Source organism: Streptomyces sp. NPDC004667, assembly GCF_040609475.1.
In the GTDB taxonomy this organism is placed as follows: Bacteria; Actinomycetota; Actinomycetes; order Streptomycetales; family Streptomycetaceae; genus Streptomyces.
Genome location: NZ_JBEXKC010000005.1, coordinates 48,357 through 67,300, shown reverse-complemented (window position 1 = coordinate 67,300; position 18,944 = coordinate 48,357). Strand labels below are relative to the sequence as shown.

The window sequence follows — 18,944 nt, the reverse complement described above, 5'->3', positions numbered from 1 at the left end:
CCTCAGGCCCGAGAGGCCGGTGGCCAGGGGCCGAGGGCCGGGGGCCGAGGGCCTGGGGGCCCAGGGGCCGAGGGCCGGGGGCCGAGGGCCTGGGGGCCCAGGGGCCGAGGGCCGGGGGCCGGGCGTCGCGGCGTCAGGGCCCGGAGGCGCAGGCCAGGGCCGGGAGTGGGGGCAGGGTCAGACCCGTCGGCGCGGGGCGCGGGGCCAGGGCGCGCTCTTCGGCCCGGCGCAGGGCGGCCAGGTAGGCGTCGCCGGGGCGTCCCGCACCGGCACCGCGCAGACCGGCCAGGGCCAGGCGCAGTTCGCGGTGGCGGCCGAGCGCGAGTTCCGCTTCGACCCACTGGCCGAGTACGGAGAGCCGGTCGGCGTCGAGCACGGCGATGCGCCGGCTCAGCCAGGGGCCGGCCGCGATCCCGTCCAGGGCGGGGCCGGTCCACAGGTCCAGGGCCCGCCGGAGCCGGGCGGCGGCCTGGGCGGAATCGCCGCGTCCCATGGCCCGGTAGCCGGCCCCGGCCTCGCGCTCGAACTCCCGCACGTCGCAGCGGCCGCCGCCGGTGTCGAGAAGATACCCGCCGGGACGTGTGGAGAGCACCGTTTCGGGAGTCCGTACCGAAGAAGGGCCCAGCGCCTCGGCGATCCGCTCGCGGAGGCGGCGTACGGCGGTGTGCAGGACGGCGCGGGCGCGCTCGGGCGGGACGCGGACGGCGAGCTCGTCGGCGAGCACGGAGACCGGCACGACCCGGTCGGGACAGGCCGCGAGGATCGCGAGGACGTGCCGGGACTCCGGCGTGGGGGCCGTGATGGGCACACCGTTCTCGGTGACCCGAGGGGGGCCGAGCACCTCAATGTCCACCGTTGTCCTCCCTGGGCAGGCAGCAAAAAAATAATACCCGGAAGGATCTTCTCGGGAAGGGGAGGCCCGCCCGGACGCCGCGTCAGCCGGAGAGCTCCTCGTCCGGGTCCGCCCCACCCGGGTCCACCTCACCCGGTTCCACCCCGCCCGCGCAACCCGCCCGGCACGCGTGGACGCCCTCCGGACCGAACAGGGCCCGCGCGCCCCGCCCCGGCCGGGTGTCGAGCCGGATCGCCACGGCCGGCACCACCACGTTCGGCATCACGTGGGTGTACAGCTCCGACACCTGCGCGTCCAGGTCCAGGCGCAGCATCTGGGACATGGTGTTGAGCCCCGCGTACGCGCCCACGATCAGCCGCGACGGCACGACCGCGTCCACGTTGGGCAGCAGCTCGCCGCGCTCCTTCGCCTCTTCCAGCAGGGCCACGTGCTGGTCGATCCAGGCCTGGTAGGGGGCCGCGCGGTCGAGCCGGGCGCCGACGTGCTCCAGCGAGAGCCGGGCGCTCGCCCGGATCAGCGTCTCGTGCCGCAGCCGGTGCGAGAAGACCATGCCGATGTCCACGAACTCCTGCGCCTTGTACGGCTGCGGGACCGTCGGCGGCTGCGTCTCGTTCTGGGCGTCGATGACGGCCTGGGCCAGGGCTTCCTTGGAGTCGAAGTGGAAGTAGAGGGCGCCCTTGGTGACCTTCGCGATGTTGACGATGTCCGAGAGCTTGGCCGTGTCGTAGCCGCGCTCCTCGAAGACCTCGGCCGCCGCCTCCAGGATCGCCCGACGCGTGCGCACCGCCCGGTCCTGCTTCACCTGGGGTCGCTTTGTCCTCATGTCTGGCGTCGCCTTCTCCTGGCCCGCCGGCTTTACATCCTCACGGGTACGTTTTTGTGTCTAGATTCCACACCATCGCGTGGCCACAAGTCCACCGGGCCGGTCCCGCTCCGTCAGATCACCCGGCATCCGCCGCCACACCCTGCCCGAAAGGGCAGCGGAACAGGGCGGACGTGGGGATTCCGGCCCCATGGCAAAGGGGGCCCGCCGGTCCGTTGCGGACCGGCGGACCCCCTTCGGGTCCTCTGCGCCGACTGCCTACTTCAGCTTGGTACCGGCGGAGCGCAGGTTGGCACAGGCCTCCGCGACGCGCTTGGCCATGCCGGCCTCGGCCAGCTTGCCCCAGGTGCGCGGGTCGTAGGTGGACTTCGTGCCGACCTCGCCGTCGACCTTCAGGACACCGTCGTAGTTGCGGAACATGTGGTCCGCGACCGGGCGGGTGAAGGCGTACTGGGTGTCGGTGTCGAGGTTCATCTTCACGACGCCGTTCTCCAGCGCGGTGGCGATCTCCTCGGCCGTGGAGCCCGAGCCGCCGTGGAAGACGAAGTCGAACGGCGAGGCCTTGCCGTACTTCTCGCCGACGCCGGCCTGGAGGTCCTTGAGGAGCTCGGGGCGCAGGACGACGTTGCCCGGCTTGTAGACGCCGTGCACGTTGCCGAAGGAGGCGGCCAGCAGGTAGCGGCCCTTCTCGCCCAGGCCCAGGGCCTCGGCGGTGCGCAGCGCGTCCTCGACGGTGGTGTACAGCTCGTCGTTGATCTCGTGGCTGACGCCGTCCTCCTCGCCACCGGTCGGGGTGATCTCGACCTCAAGGATGATCTTCGCGGCGGCGGCCTGGGCGAGCAGCTCCTGGGCGATCGCCAGGTTGTCGGCCAGGGTCTCGGCGGAACCGTCCCACATGTGCGACTGGAAGAGCGGGTTCAGACCACGGGCCACGCGCTCGCGGGAGACCTCCAGGAGCGGACGTACGTAGCCGTCCAGCTTGTCCTTGGGGCAGTGGTCGGTGTGCAGCGCGACCGTGACGTCGTACTTGGCGGCGACGACGTGCGCGAACTCGGCCAGGGCGACAGCGCCGGTGACCATGTCCTTGTTGTACTGGCCACCCAGGAACTCGGCACCGCCGGTGGAGATCTGGATGATGCCGTCGCTCTCGGCCTCCGCGAAGCCGCGCAGCGCAGCGTGCAGGGTCTGGGTCGAGGTCACGTTGATGGCCGGGTAGGCGAACTTGCCTGCCTTCGCCCGGTCGAGCATCTCGTTGTAGATCTCGGGGGTTGCGATGGGCATCTGTCCGCTCCTTGGTTGTGCGGGGAAGGGTGCTGATTGCGGGCCCTGACCTGGGGGCGACGTCATCGTCGCGCCTATCTTTCCAGACTCGGCGCGCCACTCCACCCCCCTCACCACCCGACAGAGCGCGAAGCGGGCGGAGTGTTTCACGTGAAACACTCCGCCCGCTTCGAAAAGGGCAGGTCAGAACCGAATCGGCGACACCTCGGGACCTTCGTCACGAGTCGTCGCGCACCGCTCCCACGAGCGGGACCCGAGCCGGACCGGGGGAACCGGGGTCAGGAAAGACCCAGGTCGCCCAGGCGGTAGCCGGTCAGGTACGGCAGCCCGGCCGCGGCGATGGCGTCGGCCGCGCCCCGGTCCACGATGGTCGCGACGGCGACGACCTCGCCGCCGGCCTCGCGGACCGCCTCGACGGCGGTCAGCGGGGAGCCTCCGGTGGTCGAGGTGTCCTCGACGACCAGGCAGCGCTTGCCCTTCACGTCGGTGCCCTCGATGCGGCGCTGCATGCCGTGGGCCTTCTGCGCCTTGCGGACGACGAAGGCGTCGAGGCGCGCACCGCGGGCGGCGGAGGCGTGGAGCATCGAGGTGGCCACCGGGTCGGCGCCCAGGGTCAGGCCGCCGACGCAGTCGAAGTCGAGGTCGGCGGTGAGGTCGAGCATGACCTGCCCGACCATCGGGGCCGCCTCGCCGTCGAGGGTGATCCGGCGGAGGTCGATGTAGTAGTCGGCCTCCTTGCCGGAGGAGAGGGTCACCTTGCCGTGCACGACGGCCTTGTCCTTGATCTGCTGCAGAAGCGCATCGCGTACGTCAGTCATGCCCCCGAGCTTAATTGCGCCCTACGGGAGCCGCCGCCAGGTCCAGGTGCTGGAGATCTCCAGCGGGTCGACGGGGGTGACCAGCTGCGGGAGGATGTTCAGGCCGTTCGGCGGCCCGGACTGGGGCTCGACGCAGATGGCCTCGGGCTGCTCGTCGTAGACCACCACCCATTCGGCCCGGCTGGTGACCTTCAGTTCCAGCTGACCGGGCCAGGTGAGGGTGACGTCGACCCCCTCGGGCATGCCGAAGCAGTCGTCCCAGGGGCCCGGCTTCGGGGCGGTGCGGCGGCCGGTCGGGATGTGGTCCTCGCCGCGCTCCTCCTGCCAGGCCGGGTCGAAGGCGATCTGCGCCTCGGGCCCGTCGGGCGTCAGGACGCGGTGGAACCAGGGGTGCCAGCCCGCCTGCGCCGGGAAGGAGTCCTCGTACGTCTCCACGCCCATGGTGAGCGTCAGCGCGTCCTCGGTGAGCTCGAAGACCTGGGTCACCCGGCCCGCGTACGGCCACGGGTCGACGAGGTCGTAGACGAAGGCGGCCCGGGTCGTGCTCACCCCGGCGGGCTTCCAGGAGGCGTCGCGGCCGAAGCCGTGGATGGCGTGCGGGGGGTGGTTCAGGGGAAGCCGCTGGACGGTCGCCCCGTCGTGGAACCGCCCGTTCGCCGTCCGGCCGCACCAGGGGACCATGGGGAAGGACCCGAAGTGCGGGCCCTGGCGCAGCAGCTCGGTGCCGTCGACGCGCAGACTGCTGATCCGGCAGCCGTTCTCCCGGTCGATGGTGATGTCGGCGCCGCCGGCGCTCAGTCGCGTACTCATACGCCGACCCTACGGCCCGTCAGCGGCGGCGGCGCAACACCCTTCCGACGACGACGGCCGAGGCCAGGGCCAGGGCTGCCGCCGGGGCGATCCAGCGCATGCCGGCTCCCGCGCCGACGGTGGAGGGGGCCGGTACGGGGGCGTAACGGCCGCGCGGGGGCGCGTGGTCGACCTCCTCGGCGCTGCGGCCGATCATCGTGCGGCGGGCGTGGGCGGCCTCGGCAGGGGGGCGGGCGGCGCCGCCCGAAGCACCCGCGGCGGCGGTGTCGGCGGGTTGGGGCGCTCCGTCGGCACCGGCCGCCTCGGTGAAGTCGGCTTCCGCGAAGGGGTCCAGGGAGGGGGGCGGCACCTCGGTCTCGAACACGGACGCGCCGGCTCCGGGCCCGGCCTCCCCTTCCTCGCCGTTCCCCGCGCCCAAGTCCGCTCCGCTCGCCCCTTCCGCTTCTTCCGCCTCTTCCGCCTCGGCCACCGGGTCCTGCGGCCGCGGCCGGGCGTCGCGTTCGGGTCCGGCGGCCGCGGCGAGGTTCCCCGCGAGCCGGTCGAGGAGCCTGCGGGCGGCGGTGGTGGTGGCCTCGGGTTCGAAGGCGGCGGCGCGGCCGTCGACGGTGGCCGCCGCGGTGAACTCCAGCCGGGTCCCGCCCTCGTGCGGGATCAGCCGCAGCCCGAGGGCGAGTTTGACGGTGCCGCTCCCGCGCACCTCGGCGCCCTCGCCCCCGGCGGCGAAACGGCCGGGCTCCGGCTCGGTGAGGGAGAGCGCCCCCCGGTAGGTCACCGTGCTCCCGCCGACCCGCACCCTGAGCCGCCCGGCGAGCGGCCCGGCCGCCGTGTCGGCGTCCTGCTGGAGCCCGGGGACGCAGCGGGCCACCCGGGCGGGATCGCGCAGCAGGGCGCGGAGATCGTCTGCCGGTACCGGAACGAACACCTGATGCTCCATGTGGTCGAGCCTACCGACGTGACCCGTCCGTGCACACGGACACGACAGTCCCGGGCCCCGGCGGGCCGGGACCGGGCCGGGATCAGCCGGGCCCCGGCGGGCCGGGATCTGGCCGGGATCAGGAGTAGCGCGGGTGCGGGAGCGTCGAGGGCGGGAGCCCGGTCAGCCGGGTCCGGGCCGCGTCCCGGGCGGAGTCCCGCAGGGCCCGGGTGGACACGGCGCGCAGGGCGGGCGTGTCCCGGTCGACCCGCAGCTCCGGGACGCGCTCGCGGGCGGCGAGGACGAAGCCCCAGTCCTGCGGGGGCGAACCCGTGACCCCGGCGGTGCGGTCGGGGCCGGCCGCGAAGCCGGTGAGGCGGCCGCCCGCGCTGTAGGGGGTGGTGAGCAGCCCGGCCGCCCGGAGGGTGGAGTCGACGGTCCAGTAGGTGCGCGGCCGGGTGGTCAGGGGCCCGGCGTGGACGGCGAGCCGCCCGCCGGGGTTCAGGGCGCGCGCGGCCAGCCCGTAGAACTCCTGCGAGTACAGCTTCGTGCTCGGGGTGATGCCCGGGTCGGGGAGGTCGGAGACGATGACGTCGAAGCGGTCCCGGGCGGCCGGGCCCCGCAGCCAGCGGAAGGCGTCCTGCGTGACGACGCCGAGCCGGGGGTCCTCGTAGGCCTTGGCGTTGAGCGCGGAGAGCATGGGGTCGGTGCGGGCGAGCCGGACCACGCCGGGGTCGAGCTCGACGACGGTGACGGAGGCGACGTCGCGGTAGCGCAGCACCTCGCGGGCGGCGAGCCCGTCGCCCCCGCCGAGGACCAGCACGCGGGCGTGCGGGCCGGTCATGGCGGGGTGGACGAGGGCCTCGTGGTAGCGGTACTCGTCGTAGCCGGAGACCCGGAGCCGGCCGTCGAGGTACAGGTCGAGGGAGCGCGGGGAGCCGGTGGCCGGGCCGGTCAGCACCAGTTCCTGCACTCCGGTCTGCACGGCGACGCGGACCTCCCCGCCGTAGACGGCGGTGCGGGCGACCCGTTCGAAGTCGTCGGCGAGCAGGGTCGCGGAGGCGAGGACGGCGAGGACGGTGGCATTGGTCGCGATCAGCAGCCAGCGGCAGCGGCTGCTGAGGTCGCGGCGGAACAGCCACAGGACGAGCCCGCCGCCGGCGACCGCGTTGACGGTCCCGGTGAGCAGGGCGCCGGTGAGCTGCCCGACCATCGGGAGCAGCAGGAAGGGGAACGCGAGCCCGCCGACGAGGGCGCCCACGTAGTCGGCGGCGAAGAGGTCGGCGACGGCCCCGCCGGCGTCCTGTCTGCGGACGCGCTGGATGAGGACCATCAGCAGCGGGATCTCCGCGCCGATGAGCACCCCGATGGCGAAGGAGAAGGCGACGAGGGCCGGCCGCGGCTCCCCCAGCCAGGCGAAGCTCGCGTACAGCGCCATCGCGGAGAAGCCTCCGAGCAGGGCGAGCGCGGCCTCGATGGCGCCGAAGCCGAAGGCGGGCCGGCCGCAGAGCCGTTTGGCGAGCAGCGAGCCGACGCCCATGGCGAAGACCATGACGGACAGCACCACCGACGCCTGGGTGACGGAATCCCCGATGAGGTACGAGCCGAGGGCGAGCAGCTCCAGTTCGTACACGAGCCCACAGGCGGCGCAGACGAACACGGCGGCCAGGACGAGGAGTCGGCCGGTCCGGGGGCGTACGGGCAGGGCGGCCGGGACGGGCTGCACGTCCCGCGGCTCCGGCGCCGGGAGCACCCCGCGCGGGGCGGAACGGTCGATCATGCAGCGAACCGTACGTCACCGCCCACCCACACCCTGTCACCCACATGGGTGCAACTGGCGCACCGATCAGGCCAGTTGGCGTAATCGGCGGGCAACCGGCACGCAACACCGGCGCCCCGGGACGCGACGCCCGAGCCCTAGACGGTCGCTCCCGTGCGCACCCCGACCCTGGTCCGGGTGGCCACCAGCTGGCCCTCCTGCGGGTACGCGTGCCAGGTCCGCCAGCGCACCTGGCCCTCGTATCGCTGTGCCAGCAGGGCGGTGAACGCGTGCGGATCGCCCGGGAAGGTGCCCGCTAGGCCGTTCGGATGGTCCGCGACCAGCGCGAGCAGCTCCTGGGCCCGCCCCGCGAAGGAGCCGCGCGAGAGGGTCTCCACGCGCGCGGCGAACTCGTACTCCCAGTCACCCACCCGCTTGGCCACGCCGAGCGGCAGCGGCGTACTGCTGCCGGGCATGCAGGCGACCGTCTCCGAGCAGAGCACCTCGCCCTCCTCCAGGAGCACCTGATGGGAGGCCCCGAGCAGGCGCAACTCCACCTTCGCGTCCGCGAGCTGGAGGTTCAGCACGGCCAGGGCGGGCAGCCGCTCCCGTCCCAGGGCCCAGGCGAGATCGGCGGCACGCGTGTCGGTATAGGTGGTCTGGAGGGTCGTGAGCATGAGTCGGCTCCGCAAACGCGCGAGGGAGATGGGCCGGGGCCCGCCAGCGGTAGTCAACGGGTGGGGGGACACCGGCACGGGTCCACAGGAAGTCCAGGGAGGTCCGAGGACTGGTCTACTCAACCGAGGGAATCATGAAAGGCACGGCACTCACAGCGTTTTTACCCAACTTGACGGGGTTTACATCCCCCCGGGGGCTACTCGGTTCACGTGTTCAACAACATGCCGCCCGTACGCCGTAGCGCGGGTCCGAACAAGAAGACGTACCAGGGAAGTTGTCCCCGCCCGAGCGCCCGTTCACGCGGCCCCGGCAGGCCTCTCCCAGTGTCAGCTGGACCCGCACCCTCCGCCACCGCAGGACGATCCGCACGAGGACGACGAGCCGCAGGAGGACGAGGAGCCGCACGAGGCGGAGGAGCCCCCGCCACCGCCCGCCCACCAGCCGCCGGAGCTGCCGCCGCTGGCGGAACCGCCTCCCCCGAAGAACTTCTTGATCAGGACTATGCCGCCCACCACGGCCACGACGACCAGCACGGGAAGGATCATGTCCTCGCCCCCTCTCTGACACCCGGTCCCCCGGGGCCCGGGATCCCCTCGTCCCGGCGTGCAGGGGGGATGCCCGCAGGCCAACACGGCCAAAGCACACTTGAGCAACTCCAGAGGTTCCCCCCAGGATGACGGCCATGAGCGCACCCGCGAGCAGCAGCAACCGCCCGTTCCTCAACCGCCGGCTGGCCGCCTTCGGCACCACGATCTTCGCGGAGATGTCGGCGCTGGCCGCCGCCACGGGATCGATCAACCTGGGCCAGGGGTTCCCCGACACCGACGGCCCCGCCGAGATCGCCGAGGCCGCCGTCCGCGCGATCCGCGACGGCCGCGGCAACCAGTACCCGCCGGGTCCGGGCGTCCCCGAACTCCGCGCGGCGATCACCGCCCACCAGCAGCGCTTCTACGGGCTCGCCTACGACCCGGACACCGAGGTGCTCGTCACCGCCGGAGCCACCGAGGCCATCGCCGCCGCCCTCCTCGCCCTCCTGGAACCCGGCGACGAGGTCATCGCCCTCGAACCGTTCTACGACTCCTACGCCGCCTGCATCGCCATGGCCGGAGCCGTCCGCGTCCCGCTCACCCTGCGCGCCCCGGACTTCCGCCCCGACCTGGACGCCCTGCGCGACGCCGTCACCCCACGCACCCGGCTGCTCCTGCTGAACACCCCGCACAACCCGACGGGCACCGTCCTCACCCCCGCCGAACTGGCCGCGATCGCCGAACTCGCCGTCGAGCGGGACCTCCTCGTGGTCACGGACGAGGTCTACGAGCACCTGGTCTTCGAGGGCGGCCACACCCCGCTGGCCTCGCTCCCCGGCATGCGCGAGCGCACCGTCACCATCTCCTCGGCCGGCAAGACCTTCTCCTTCACGGGCTGGAAGGTCGGCTGGATCACCGCCCCGCCCGCCCTGGTCTCGGCCGTCCGCTCCGCGAAGCAGTTCCTGACGTACGTCTCCTCGGGGCCCTTCCAGTACGCCGTCGCCGAGGCCCTCGCCCTGCCCGACTCCTACTACGACGACTTCCGCGCCGACCTGGCCGCCAAGCGCGACCTCCTCGCCGGCGGCCTGGCCGACGCCGGGTTCGAGGTCTTCCGCCCGCAGGGCACGTACTTCATCACCACCGACGTCTCACCGCTCGGCGAGAAGGACGGGCTCGCCTTCTGCCGCGCCCTCCCCGCCCGCTGCGGCGTGGTCGCCATCCCGAACCAGGTCTTCTACGACGACAAGTCCGCCGGAGCCACCCAGGTCCGCTGGGCCTTCTGCAAGCGGACCGATGTGCTCCAGGAGGCCGTCACCCGCCTGCGGCAGCTCTAGCTAGGCCCGGTCGGAGCCCGGCAGGCCGGGGAGTTCGTACTCGAACCAGACGCGGTGGGTGCCGTCCTCCTCGACGAGCAGGCCGCCCGAGCCGGTGATGCCGGCGAGGGCGGCCGTGCCGCTGCCCGGGACGATCAGGAAGTGGTCGGTGCCCCGGTGCGGGCCGCCGTCCGTGGTCGCCGAGTGGACGAAGTTGAAGGCGCCCTCCCGGCCTTCGAGGGAACCTTCGAAGGACTCCATCGCGACGTACGTGCCGATCCCCGAAGCCTGGTCGAAGGCCGCGGTGAAGAGCGTGGCCGAACGGCCTTCGAGGCCCTCGCCCTCGTAGTGTTTCTCCAGCGTGGCGACGCCGACCGGGAGCGCGGTCTCCACCGCCGGTTCCGGTACGAGCGACGCCGGAGTGAAACTGACGACCTTGAAAGTGCCCGCAGTTCGCATCATCGGACGAGCGTACTGCCGTGGGCACGGGAAAGCCGGGCGGAACATGACGCTGGTGGCCCTGCGGCCGCGGGTACGGGAGACCACGGCCCCGACGGCCCTCGTCGCGCTCGGTGTGTTCGCCGCCGTACGCGCGGCCGGGGTGCTGGTGGTGGCCGCCGGGTCCTGGTGGGCCGGCCGGGACCCGGTGCGGGTGCTCGGCGCCTCCTGGGACTCCGTCTGGTACCTCGGGATCGCCGCCCACGGCTACGGCCGGACCCAGATGTGGGCCTCCGGCTCCATCCAGAGCGACTACGCCTTCTTCCCGCTCTACCCCGCCCTGGTGCGCCTCGCCGGCGGCACCGCGCTCGCCGGGCTCGCCGTGTCCTGGACGGCCGCCGCCGCGGCCGCCGTGGGCGTGTACCGGGTCGGGGAGCGGCTCCTGCGGGCCCCCAGGGGCGGGCTGCTGCTCGTCGGCCTGTGGGCGGTGCTGCCGCATTCCGTGGTGCTGACCCTCGGCTACACCGAGGCGCTGCTGGCCGCCCTCGCCGCCTGGGCCCTGGACTGCGTGCTGCGCGGGCGCTGGGCGTGGGCGGCGGCCCTGGCGGTGCTGGCCGGACTGACCCGGCCCACCGGGATCGCCGTGGCCGCCGCCGTGACGGCGGCGGCCGTACGGGAGCTGGCGGTGCGGGACCGGCGGGCGCCCGCGGTGTGGGCGGCCGGGCTGCTGGCGCCGGCGGGCTGGGCGGCGTACGTCCTGGCCGTCGGGGCGCGCCGGCACGACCCGCTCGGCTATTTCGCCGTCCAGCGGCAGTGGGGCTCGCGCTTCGACTTCGGCGCGGGGGCGCTGGGCTCGGTGGAGAAGGTGCTGACCGGCGGGCACACCCCGCTCGCCACCACGGTGACGGTGGCCGTCCTGGCCGCGGCGGGCCTGCTCGCGGCGGCCCTCGTAGTGGAGCGGGCTCCGCTGCCGCTGCTCGCGTACACCGGGACCCTGCTGCTGATCACCTTCGGCGGGGCCGGGTTCTTCGAGTCGAAGCCGCGGTTCCTGCTGCCCGCGTTCCCGCTGCTGCTGCCGCTGGCCGCCGTCATGGCGAGAGCCCGGCCGCGCACGGCGGTCGGGGTGACCGCCTGCCTGGCCGGGCTCTCGTACGGCTACGGGGTGTACCTGCTCCTGGTGGCGCGGATACCTCCGTGAGGGCCGTCGGCGACTAGTTGTCCTCGTCGCCTTCGGTCTTGTCGTCGCCCTCCGCGGAGTCGACCTCCTTTTCGAGGCCGAGCTGCTCGATGAGCCACTTGTCGAACTCGATCGACGCGCGGACCCAGCTGACCGTGGAGGACACGAAGTGCTCCAGGTTGACGCCGGTGCCGATCAGCATCTGCGCCTCACCGATCAGACGGACCGAGCCGTCGTCGTGCGTGTGGCTGTAGACCTTGGGCCACAGGGTGCGACGGTTCCAGTCGTCGATCGATTCGAGCAGCTGCGGCTTGTCGTCGATCGCGTGCGGGCGGTCGTAGAAGGTCCGGACGGAGAAGACCTGCTGCTCGCCTTCGCCGCGGAACATGAAGTACGTCCGGAAGTCCTCCCACGGCGCCGCGAGGTCACCCTCGTCGTCGACGACGTACTTGAGCTCCATCTGCTCCAGGAGCTGCTTGACCAGATCCTGGTCGGGGACGACGGGGCCCGCCGGTCCTGTGGCCTGCGGTTCGGGCTGACCCCCGAAGTTCGGAATCGAGGCCGGGTCGATGCTCACCGTGTACTTCCCTTCGTGCGGATACAGCCATCCTCCCCCATCGGTCCCACCCCGTGTCCACCCCCGCACGCCCGATCCGCTCCGGGCGGAAACCGGGCGTGCCGGACGGGCTACAGGGCCTTGCCGACCAGCAGGCCGTCGCCCGCCACGTCGACGCGGACGGTGTCGCCGTCCTTGACCTCGCCGGAGAGGATCTCCTTGGCGAGGCGGTCACCGACCGCCGTCTGGATCAGGCGGCGCAGGGGGCGGGCGCCGTACGCCGGGTCGTTGCCCTCGTCCGCCAGCCAGGCCAGGGCGCCGGGCGTGACGTCCAGGGTGAGCCGGCGCGCCGCGAGCCGCCGGGCGAGACGTCCGATCTGGAGCTCGGCGATGTGGGCCAGCTCGTCGCGGGTGAGGGCGGAGAAGACCACCAGGTCGTCGAGCCGGTTGAGGAACTCCGGCTTGAAGCTCGCCCGCACCACGTCCAGGACCCGGGCCTTCTTGTCCTCGGCGGAGGTCGCCGGGTCCACCAGGAACTGGCTGCCGAGGTTGGAGGTCAGGATCAGGATGGTGTTGCGGAAGTCCACCGTGCGGCCCTGGCCGTCGGTGAGGCGGCCGTCGTCGAGGACCTGGAGCAGGATGTCGAAGACCTCCGGGTGGGCCTTCTCCACCTCGTCGAGCAGGACCACGCTGTAGGGGCGGCGGCGGACGGCCTCGGTGAGCTGGCCGCCCTCCTCGTAGCCGACGTAGCCGGGCGGGGCGCCGACGAGGCGGGCCACGCTGTGCTTCTCCGAGTACTCGGACATGTCGATGCGGACCATGGCCCGCTCGTCGTCGAAGAGGAAGTCCGCGAGGGCCTTGGCCAGCTCGGTCTTGCCCACGCCCGTGGGGCCCAGGAAGAGGAAGGAGCCGGTGGGGCGGTCCGGGTCGGCGATGCCGGCGCGGGTGCGGCGCACCGCGTCCGAGACGGCCCGTACGGCCTCGCCCTGGCCGATCAGGCGGCGTCCCAGCTCCTCCTCCATGCGCAGCAGCTTCTGGGTCTCGCCCTCCAGCAGGCGGCCGGCCGGGATGCCGGTCCAGGCGCCGACCACGTCGGCGATGTCGTCGGGGCCGACCTCGTCCTTGACCATCGAGTCCTTGGAGTGGCCGGTCTTGGAGGCCTCCGCCTCGGCCTCGGTGGCCTCGGCCAGCTCGCGCTCCAGCGTCGGGATCTCGCCGTAGAGCAGCTTGGAGGCGGTGTCGAAGTCTCCGTCGCGCTGGGCGCGCTCGGCCTGGCCGCGCAGGTCGTCCAGGCGCTCCTTGAGCTCGCCGACGCGGTTGAGGGACTGCTTCTCCTTCTCCCAGCGGGCGGTCAGGCCGCGCAGCTCCTCCTCCTTGTCCGCCAGGTCCTTGCGGATCTTCTCCAGGCGCTCGATGGAGGCCGGGTCGGACTCGTTCTTCAGCGCCAGCTCCTCCATCCGCAGCCGGTCGACGGAGCGCTGCAGCTCGTCGATCTCCAGCGGCGAGGAGTCGATCTCCATGCGCAGCCGGGACGCGGCCTCGTCGACGAGGTCGATGGCCTTGTCGGGCAGGAAACGGGAGGTGATGTAGCGGTCGGAGAGGGTGGCGGCGGCCACGAGGGCGCTGTCGTTGATGACCACCTTGTGGTGGGCCTCGTAGCGGCCCTTGAGACCGCGCAGGATCGCGATCGTGTCCTCGACGGACGGCTCGGCGACCAGCACCTGCTGGAAGCGGCGCTCCAGCGCCGGGTCCTTCTCGATGCGCTCGCGGTACTCGTCCAGGGTGGTCGCGCCGACCATCCGCAGCTCGCCGCGGGCCAGCATGGGCTTGAGCATGTTGCCCGCGTCCATGGCGGAGTCCCCGCCGGCACCCGCGCCGACGACGGTGTGCAGCTCGTCGATGAAGGTGATGATCTGGCCGTCGCTCGACTTGATCTCCGCCAGGACGGTCTTGAGGCGCTCCTCGAACTCGCCGCGGTACTTCGCGCCGGCGACCATCGCGCCGAGGTCGAGGGAGACCAGCCGCTTGTTCTTCAGCGACTCGGGGACGTCGCCCTTGACGATCCGCTGGGCGAGGCCCTCGACGACGGCGGTCTTGCCGACGCCGGGCTCGCCGATCAGCACCGGGTTGTTCTTGGTTCGGCGCGAAAGGACCTGTACAACGCGGCGGATCTCGTGATCGCGGCCGATGACGGGGTCGAGCTTGCCCTCGCGGGCGGCCGCCGTGAAGTCCGTGCCGAACTTCTCCAGGGCCTTGTACTGGCCTTCGGGATCGGGGGTGGTCACCCGCCGCCCTCCTCGTGCGTTCTCGAAGGCGGCCAGCAGCTTCTTCGCCGTCGCGCCCTGTGCGGAAAGGACCTCACCGGCGGCCCCGCCCTTGGCGGCGATCGCGATGAGGAGGTGTTCGGTGGAGAGGTAGTCGTCGCCGAGCTTGCCCGCCTCGGCGTCGGCCTCGGCGAGTACGGCGAGCAGCTCGCGGGTGGGCTGCGGGGGCGCGACGGTGGAGCCCGTGACGCTGGGCAGGGCGGCGAGCAGCCGCTCCGCGCCGGAGCGGACGGCGGCCTGGTCGGCCTCGGTCGCGGCGAGCAGGTCGGTGACGTTCTCGTTGTCCTCGCCCGCGAGGAGCGCCAGCAGCAGGTGTGCGGGGGTCAGGTCGGCGTGGCCGTCCTTGACGGCCCTGCTGGTGGCCGCGTTCAGGGCGTCGCGGCTCTTGTTCGTCAGCTCGGCTTCCACTCTGTGGCTCTCCTCTCCGGCGGGGGTGCCGCGCACGGTGCGCGGCACTGCGTAACTCTGACACGTTCAGCGTCTGCAAAGTTGAGTCTATTCCACTCAAGGCGAGTTACGTACGCTTCGGCGCATGTCCCATGACGTATTCGATCCGACGCCCGAATACCTCGCCTTCTGGCGGGAGCGGCACGTCTGCACCCTGACCACCCCGCGGCCCGACGGCACGCCGCACGTGGTGCCGGTGGGCGTGACGTACGACCCCGAGGCGGGGCTGGCCCGGGTGATCAGCAACAAGCACAGCAAGAAGGTGCGCAACGTCCTGACCGCGCCGGACGGTGCGGCGCGGGTGGCGGTGTGCCAGATGGAGGGCCGCCGCTGGGCCACCCTGGAGGGGCGCGCGGTGGTCCGTACGGACGAGGCGTCGGTCGCCGACGCGGTGGCGCGCTACGCGGAGCGGTACGGGCGGACGCCCTCGCCCAACCCCGACCGCGTGGTCCTGGAGATCACCCTGGACCGGGCGATGGGCCGGGCCTGACGCGCGGGGCCCGCCCTCCGGGGCCGCCGGGCGTTCTCAGCGGATCCTCATGTGATTGTCCGGTTCAACCACTGGACGCGGACATCACAACGGCGCCATCGTGGTCAGGTCCACGATGGCGCCGTTGTGTGGGGGTAGCACCTGGGGCGATCTGCAACGACGGGGGAATCGCCTCAGGCACTGCGGGGGGTGGCGGTGGTGATATCGGGTTCGAAGAGCTGGTGGTCCCGCTGATCGAGATTGACGAAGACCATGCCGTACCGCACCTCGCAGCGGACGGGCTGCGGTGCGCCCCGGGGGCGGCGCAGACAGCGGTAGGCGCGGACGTCCTCGTCCTCCTCGCGCACGACGACGATGGGCTGGCCGAAGAGGGTGACCATCAGCGAGTCGCCCGCGTAGGGGATGGCGGTCGCGAGGTCTATGAACTGCCAGCCGGACCGGTAGGCGGAAGCCATCTCACGTCGGAAGTCGCGGTCGTCGGGGGTCATCAGACGTCCATCGCAGGAAGAGCGGTCCAGCCGGTGTCGAACTTGCCGTTGTCCTCGGCGCCCGCCGGGGTCGCGGTCCAGCCGGTGTCGATACTGGCGGGGGTCGTGGTCCAGCCGGTGTCGATGTCGGCGGGGTTGGCGGTCCAGCCCGTGTCGAAGCCGGCGGGGGTGGCGGTCCACCCCGTGTCCGACTTGGCTATCGCACCGCTGGTGGTCCAGCCCGTGTCGCCGGCCAGAGCGCTCCCCACGCCACCACCGACAGCACTGACTGTCCCAAACACCGCAACAGCGGAGAAACCAACGGCAAGCGCCGAGCGAAGCATTCTCTTATACATGGTCGGCTTCGTCCTCACTTGATGGAATCCTCTCCCCCGCCTGACAGACGATGGCTCATTCAGGCACGTCAATGCCACAGGGACGATGCATCATGTTCTTGCATGTTCAGGACCCTGGGGGGTGGAGATTTGCCCAATAGTGCGACAAACCCGACACATCCCCACTCCGTCACGGCCCTGTGCCCCGAGGGAACGCGGCTGTACGCGGCGGCGCTCAGCACCGGCCGGATCGCGCGGAGCGAGGTCAAACAGGCTCCCTGCCTGCTTGAATTCGCCCTTCTGCAGCCCGACCCCGATGACGCCAACCAGCTCCGTCCGGTTCCCCCATCCGTTGCACTGGCGCAACGGCTGCATCCGATTGAACGCGAGATCCAGGACCGCCGTCGCACCGCTGTAGATCTCACCGATGCTTTCGAGCCGTTCCTCGCCATCAGCGCGCAGAGCCCCGCGGACACGCACGCCATCACCGTGCTGGAAGGATTCGAACGGATCAACGCGGCGCTGGACCTGGCGACGGCCGAATGTCATACGGAGGTGCTCACCGTCCAGCCGGGCGGCGCCCGGCCCTCCCTGGCCCTCACCCAGGCCCTGGAACGGGACGCTCCGCTGATCGACCGCGGCATCAGCATAAGAACGCTGTACCAGCACACCGCGCGGCACAGCCAGGGCACCCTCGCCTACGTGGACCGGATCTCCGCGGGCAAGGTGGAGATCCGCACCCTGGAGGAGCTGATCGAACGGCTGATCATCTTCGACCGGACCGTGGCCTTCATCCCGGTGAGCGACGACCGCAGGGTGGCACTGGAGCTGCGCCACCCCGGGCTCGTCGAGTACCTGATCAAGGTCTTCGAGCAGTTGTGGCGGCGCGCCGTCCCGCTCAACGACGAGATCACCTACACGCACACGCCCGACGGGATCTCGGGCGTCCAGCGGTCCATCGCCCAGCTGCTGGTCGAGGGACACGTGGACGAGGCCATCGCGCGCCGGCTCGGAATGAACGTACGGACCTGCCGGGCGCACATCGCCCGGCTGGCCACCGCCCTGGGCAGCGGCAGCAGGGCCCAGCTCGGCTTCCTGATCGCCCAGTCGGGCATCCTGCACACCGAGGGCCCCCCGGGCCTTCCGGAGGCCTGAGAGGGCCGTACAGGGGCACCCACGGCCGCCGGTACGACCACGGCCGCCGGTACGCGAAGGCCCCGCCCGGGATTCCCGGGCGGGGCCTTCGTACGCGTACGGCGGGCCGGTCGGTCCGCGGTCAGTCCATCGGGCGCTTGGGGCGCCAGACGACCAGGGCGCTGCCGGGCTGCGGCGGCTGGTACGGGACCAGGTCGCGCCGGTACGAGGCGTGCACCTGGGCCTCGCGGGCCTGGAGGGCGGCGGCCGCCCCGTCCACGGCGCTGGAGAGCTCGGCGACGCGCTGCTGGAGCGCGGCCACCTGGTTCTCCAGTTCGATGATGCGCTTGATGCCCGCCAGGTTGATGCCCTCGTCCTGGGACAGCTGCTGCACCGTGCGGAGCAGCTCGATGTCCCGGGCCGAGTAGCGCCGGCCGCGGCCGGCCGTCCGGTCAGGGGAGACCAGACCGAGCCGGTCGTACTGCCGCAGGGTCTGCGGATGCAGGCCCGAGAGCTGGGCGGCCACCGAGATCACGTAGACCGGGGTCTCATCGGTGAGCTGGTACGCACCGTTGCCGAAACGGGGCTGTCGTCGGTGGCCGTCCATGTCATGCTCCCTTCGCGGACTCGAACAGCAGGGCGCGCGGGTCCTCGGAACCCGTCGCGTCGCGGAACATCTCCAGGGCCTCGCGGGCCTTGTCGGACAGTTCCGTCGGAACCGCCACCTCCACCGTGACGAGCAGGTCGCCGCGGGTGCCGTCCTTGCGGACCGCTCCCTTGCCGCGGGCCCGCATCGTACGTCCGCCGGGGGTGCCCGGGGGGAGTTTCAGCGTGACCGCCGGGCCGTTGAGCGTGGGCACCTTGATGTCGGCGCCCAGGGCGGCCTCCGTGAAGGTCACCGGGACCGTCACCGTGAGGTTGTCGCCCTTGCGGCCGAACACCGGGTGGCCGTCCACGTGCACCACCACGTAGAGGTCGCCCGCGGGGCCGCCGCGCTCGCCCGGGGCGCCCTTGCCGCGCAGCCGGATCCGCTGGCCGTCGGAGACGCCCGCCGGGATCCGGACCTGCATGGTCCGCGAGCTGCGGGCGCGCCCGCTGCCCTTGCAGACGTCGCAGGGGGTCTCCGCGATCAGGCCGCGGCCCTTGCAGTCCGCGCAGGGATCGGTCAGCGAGAAGCCGCCGCCGCTGCCCCGCGACACCTGGCCGGTGCCGACGCAGGTCGGGCACACCCGGGGGGTGCCGTTCTTGTCACCGGTGCCGGAGCAGGCCTTGCAGGGGGCCTGCGAGGACATCCGCAGCGGGACGGTCGCGCCGTCCACCGCCTCCGTGAAGGAGAGCGTCACCTCGGACTCGATGTCCTGGCCGCGGCGCGGCTGGGCGCGGGTCCCCGCACCCGGGCCGGCGCCGCGGTTGAACAGGCCGCCGAAGACGTCGCCGAGGCCGCCGCCGAAGCCGCCGGCCCCGCCCGCTCCGCCGCCCTGGGCGCCTCCGAAGAGGTCGCCCAGGTCGAAGTTGAAGGAGCCGGCGCCGCCGCCGCCCGGACCGGGGCGGAAGCCACCGTTTCCGAACAGCGCGCGGGCCTCGTCGTACTCCTTGCGCTTCTTGGCGTCACCGAGGATGTCGTTCGCCTCGGAGATCTCCTTGAAGCGCTCCTCGGCCGAGGCGTCGCCCTTGTTGGCGTCCGGGTGGAACTCGCGGGCGAGCTTCCGGTACGCCTTCTTGATCTCTGCCTCGGTGGCGTCCTTCGGGACACCGAGGACCTTGTAGTAGTCCTTCTCGACGAAGTCCTTCGTGCTCATCC

At 72.3% G+C, this 18,944-nt stretch carries 20 protein-coding genes; 4 read left to right on the top strand and 16 right to left on the bottom strand.

Annotation, left to right across the window (positions count from 1 at the left end):
- Nucleotides 1-133: 133 nt before the first annotated feature.
- From ABZW32_RS04490 to ABZW32_RS04450, 9 genes are all read right to left on the bottom strand, one after another.
- Complete coding sequence (locus ABZW32_RS04490; RefSeq protein ID WP_356211032.1) at nucleotides 134-853, bottom strand: BTAD domain-containing putative transcriptional regulator; 720 nt, start codon at nucleotides 851-853, stop codon at nucleotides 134-136.
- An 82-nt stretch (nucleotides 854-935) separates the two neighbouring features.
- Entirely contained in the window at nucleotides 936-1,676 is a 741-nt protein-coding gene (locus ABZW32_RS04485; RefSeq protein ID WP_356211029.1) for a ScbR family autoregulator-binding transcription factor, read from the bottom strand.
- Between the two features lie 258 nt (nucleotides 1,677-1,934).
- Nucleotides 1,935-2,957: a class II fructose-bisphosphate aldolase gene (fbaA, locus tag ABZW32_RS04480; protein ID WP_356211026.1), complete on the bottom strand. Its 1,023-nt coding sequence runs from the start codon at nucleotides 2,955-2,957 to the stop codon at nucleotides 1,935-1,937.
- Between the two features lie 278 nt (nucleotides 2,958-3,235).
- On the bottom strand, nucleotides 3,236-3,775 hold the full coding sequence (pyrE, locus tag ABZW32_RS04475) for an orotate phosphoribosyltransferase (protein WP_100660922.1): 540 nt from the start codon (nucleotides 3,773-3,775) through the stop codon (nucleotides 3,236-3,238).
- A 21-nt stretch (nucleotides 3,776-3,796) separates the two neighbouring features.
- Entirely contained in the window at nucleotides 3,797-4,585 is a 789-nt protein-coding gene (locus ABZW32_RS04470; protein ID WP_356211023.1) for an aldose 1-epimerase, read from the bottom strand.
- A 19-nt stretch (nucleotides 4,586-4,604) separates the two neighbouring features.
- Complete coding sequence (locus ABZW32_RS04465; protein WP_356211020.1) at nucleotides 4,605-5,519, bottom strand: SRPBCC domain-containing protein; 915 nt, start codon at nucleotides 5,517-5,519, stop codon at nucleotides 4,605-4,607.
- Nucleotides 5,520-5,637: 118 nt separating this feature from the next.
- Nucleotides 5,638-7,278, bottom strand: a complete 1,641-nt coding sequence (locus ABZW32_RS04460; RefSeq protein ID WP_356211017.1) for a polyamine aminopropyltransferase — start codon at nucleotides 7,276-7,278, stop codon at nucleotides 5,638-5,640.
- Nucleotides 7,279-7,415: 137 nt separating this feature from the next.
- Entirely contained in the window at nucleotides 7,416-7,934 is a 519-nt protein-coding gene (locus ABZW32_RS04455) for a DUF2617 family protein (RefSeq protein ID WP_356211014.1), read from the bottom strand.
- A 327-nt stretch (nucleotides 7,935-8,261) separates the two neighbouring features.
- Entirely contained in the window at nucleotides 8,262-8,480 is a 219-nt protein-coding gene (locus ABZW32_RS04450) for a hypothetical protein (protein WP_356211011.1), read from the bottom strand.
- Between the two features lie 128 nt (nucleotides 8,481-8,608).
- Between ABZW32_RS04450 and ABZW32_RS04445 the strand changes: the two genes are divergently transcribed.
- Entirely contained in the window at nucleotides 8,609-9,796 is a 1,188-nt protein-coding gene (locus ABZW32_RS04445; protein ID WP_356211008.1) for a pyridoxal phosphate-dependent aminotransferase, read from the top strand.
- Here ABZW32_RS04445 and ABZW32_RS04440 read toward each other — a convergent pair whose 3' ends face one another.
- Entirely contained in the window at nucleotides 9,797-10,234 is a 438-nt protein-coding gene (locus ABZW32_RS04440; protein ID WP_356211260.1) for a DUF3224 domain-containing protein, read from the bottom strand. It abuts the gene before it with no gap.
- 55 nt (nucleotides 10,235-10,289) lie between these two features.
- Between ABZW32_RS04440 and ABZW32_RS04435 the strand changes: the two genes are divergently transcribed.
- Entirely contained in the window at nucleotides 10,290-11,411 is a 1,122-nt protein-coding gene (locus ABZW32_RS04435) for a hypothetical protein (RefSeq protein WP_356211006.1), read from the top strand.
- Between the two features lie 13 nt (nucleotides 11,412-11,424).
- Here ABZW32_RS04435 and ABZW32_RS04430 read toward each other — a convergent pair whose 3' ends face one another.
- A complete protein-coding gene (locus ABZW32_RS04430; protein ID WP_266840064.1) occupies nucleotides 11,425-11,967 on the bottom strand; it encodes a YbjN domain-containing protein in 543 nt (180 codons plus the stop codon).
- A gap of 110 nt (nucleotides 11,968-12,077) precedes the next feature.
- Nucleotides 12,078-14,678, bottom strand: a complete 2,601-nt coding sequence (clpB, locus tag ABZW32_RS04425; RefSeq protein WP_356211258.1) for an ATP-dependent chaperone ClpB — start codon at nucleotides 14,676-14,678, stop codon at nucleotides 12,078-12,080.
- Between the two features lie 124 nt (nucleotides 14,679-14,802).
- On the opposite strand from clpB, the gene ABZW32_RS04420 reads away from it, so the two are divergent.
- The gene (locus ABZW32_RS04420) at nucleotides 14,803-15,207 is read left to right on the top strand and encodes a TIGR03618 family F420-dependent PPOX class oxidoreductase (protein ID WP_266840066.1); all 405 of its coding nucleotides are present in this window, start codon (nucleotides 14,803-14,805) and stop codon (nucleotides 15,205-15,207) included.
- Between the two features lie 173 nt (nucleotides 15,208-15,380).
- Here the strand turns inward: ABZW32_RS04420 and ABZW32_RS04415 are convergent, their stop codons facing one another.
- Entirely contained in the window at nucleotides 15,381-15,695 is a 315-nt protein-coding gene (locus ABZW32_RS04415; protein ID WP_030228709.1) for a hypothetical protein, read from the bottom strand.
- On the bottom strand, nucleotides 15,695-15,943 hold the full coding sequence (locus ABZW32_RS04410; protein ID WP_356211001.1) for a hypothetical protein: 249 nt from the start codon (nucleotides 15,941-15,943) through the stop codon (nucleotides 15,695-15,697). The genes ABZW32_RS04415 and ABZW32_RS04410 overlap by 1 nt, the downstream gene beginning before the upstream one ends.
- A gap of 189 nt (nucleotides 15,944-16,132) precedes the next feature.
- On the opposite strand from ABZW32_RS04410, the gene ABZW32_RS04405 reads away from it, so the two are divergent.
- Nucleotides 16,133-17,164, top strand: coding sequence for a helix-turn-helix transcriptional regulator (locus tag ABZW32_RS04405; RefSeq protein ID WP_356210999.1), 1,032 nt, complete (start codon nucleotides 16,133-16,135; stop codon nucleotides 17,162-17,164).
- Between the two features lie 121 nt (nucleotides 17,165-17,285).
- On the opposite strand, the gene ABZW32_RS04400 is transcribed toward ABZW32_RS04405, so the two are convergent.
- Nucleotides 17,286-17,750 (bottom strand): helix-turn-helix domain-containing protein, encoded by a 465-nt coding sequence (locus tag ABZW32_RS04400; RefSeq protein ID WP_356210997.1) that lies wholly within the window; start codon nucleotides 17,748-17,750, stop codon nucleotides 17,286-17,288.
- Nucleotide 17,751: 1 nt separating this feature from the next.
- Nucleotides 17,752-18,942: a molecular chaperone DnaJ gene (gene dnaJ, locus ABZW32_RS04395; protein WP_356210994.1), complete on the bottom strand. Its 1,191-nt coding sequence runs from the start codon at nucleotides 18,940-18,942 to the stop codon at nucleotides 17,752-17,754.
- Nucleotides 18,943-18,944: the final 2 nt, after the last annotated feature.

What these genes read in the sequence shown, in the direction of transcription:
- ABZW32_RS04485 (WP_356211029.1), bottom strand. Translation starts at nt 1,676, where the DNA reads ATGAGGACAAAGCGACCCCAGGTGAAGCAGGACCGGGCGGTGCGCACG.
- fbaA (WP_356211026.1), bottom strand. Translation starts at nt 2,957, where the DNA reads ATGCCCATCGCAACCCCCGAGATCTACAACGAGATGCTCGACCGGGCG.
- pyrE (WP_100660922.1), bottom strand. Translation starts at nt 3,775, where the DNA reads ATGACTGACGTACGCGATGCGCTTCTGCAGCAGATCAAGGACAAGGCC.
- ABZW32_RS04470 (WP_356211023.1), bottom strand. Translation starts at nt 4,585, where the DNA reads ATGAGTACGCGACTGAGCGCCGGCGGCGCCGACATCACCATCGACCGG.
- ABZW32_RS04465 (WP_356211020.1), bottom strand. Translation starts at nt 5,519, where the DNA reads ATGGAGCATCAGGTGTTCGTTCCGGTACCGGCAGACGATCTCCGCGCC.
- ABZW32_RS04460 (WP_356211017.1), bottom strand. Translation starts at nt 7,278, where the DNA reads ATGATCGACCGTTCCGCCCCGCGCGGGGTGCTCCCGGCGCCGGAGCCG.
- ABZW32_RS04455 (WP_356211014.1), bottom strand. Translation starts at nt 7,934, where the DNA reads ATGCTCACGACCCTCCAGACCACCTATACCGACACGCGTGCCGCCGAT.
- ABZW32_RS04450 (WP_356211011.1), bottom strand. Translation starts at nt 8,480, where the DNA reads ATGATCCTTCCCGTGCTGGTCGTCGTGGCCGTGGTGGGCGGCATAGTC.
- ABZW32_RS04445 (WP_356211008.1), top strand. Translation starts at nt 8,609, where the DNA reads ATGACGGCCATGAGCGCACCCGCGAGCAGCAGCAACCGCCCGTTCCTC.
- ABZW32_RS04440 (WP_356211260.1), bottom strand. Translation starts at nt 10,234, where the DNA reads ATGCGAACTGCGGGCACTTTCAAGGTCGTCAGTTTCACTCCGGCGTCG.
- ABZW32_RS04420 (WP_266840066.1), top strand. Translation starts at nt 14,803, where the DNA reads ATGTCCCATGACGTATTCGATCCGACGCCCGAATACCTCGCCTTCTGG.
- ABZW32_RS04415 (WP_030228709.1), bottom strand. Translation starts at nt 15,695, where the DNA reads ATGACCCCCGACGACCGCGACTTCCGACGTGAGATGGCTTCCGCCTAC.
- ABZW32_RS04405 (WP_356210999.1), top strand. Translation starts at nt 16,133, where the DNA reads ATGTTCAGGACCCTGGGGGGTGGAGATTTGCCCAATAGTGCGACAAAC.
- ABZW32_RS04400 (WP_356210997.1), bottom strand. Translation starts at nt 17,750, where the DNA reads ATGGACGGCCACCGACGACAGCCCCGTTTCGGCAACGGTGCGTACCAG.
- dnaJ (WP_356210994.1), bottom strand. Translation starts at nt 18,942, where the DNA reads ATGAGCACGAAGGACTTCGTCGAGAAGGACTACTACAAGGTCCTCGGT.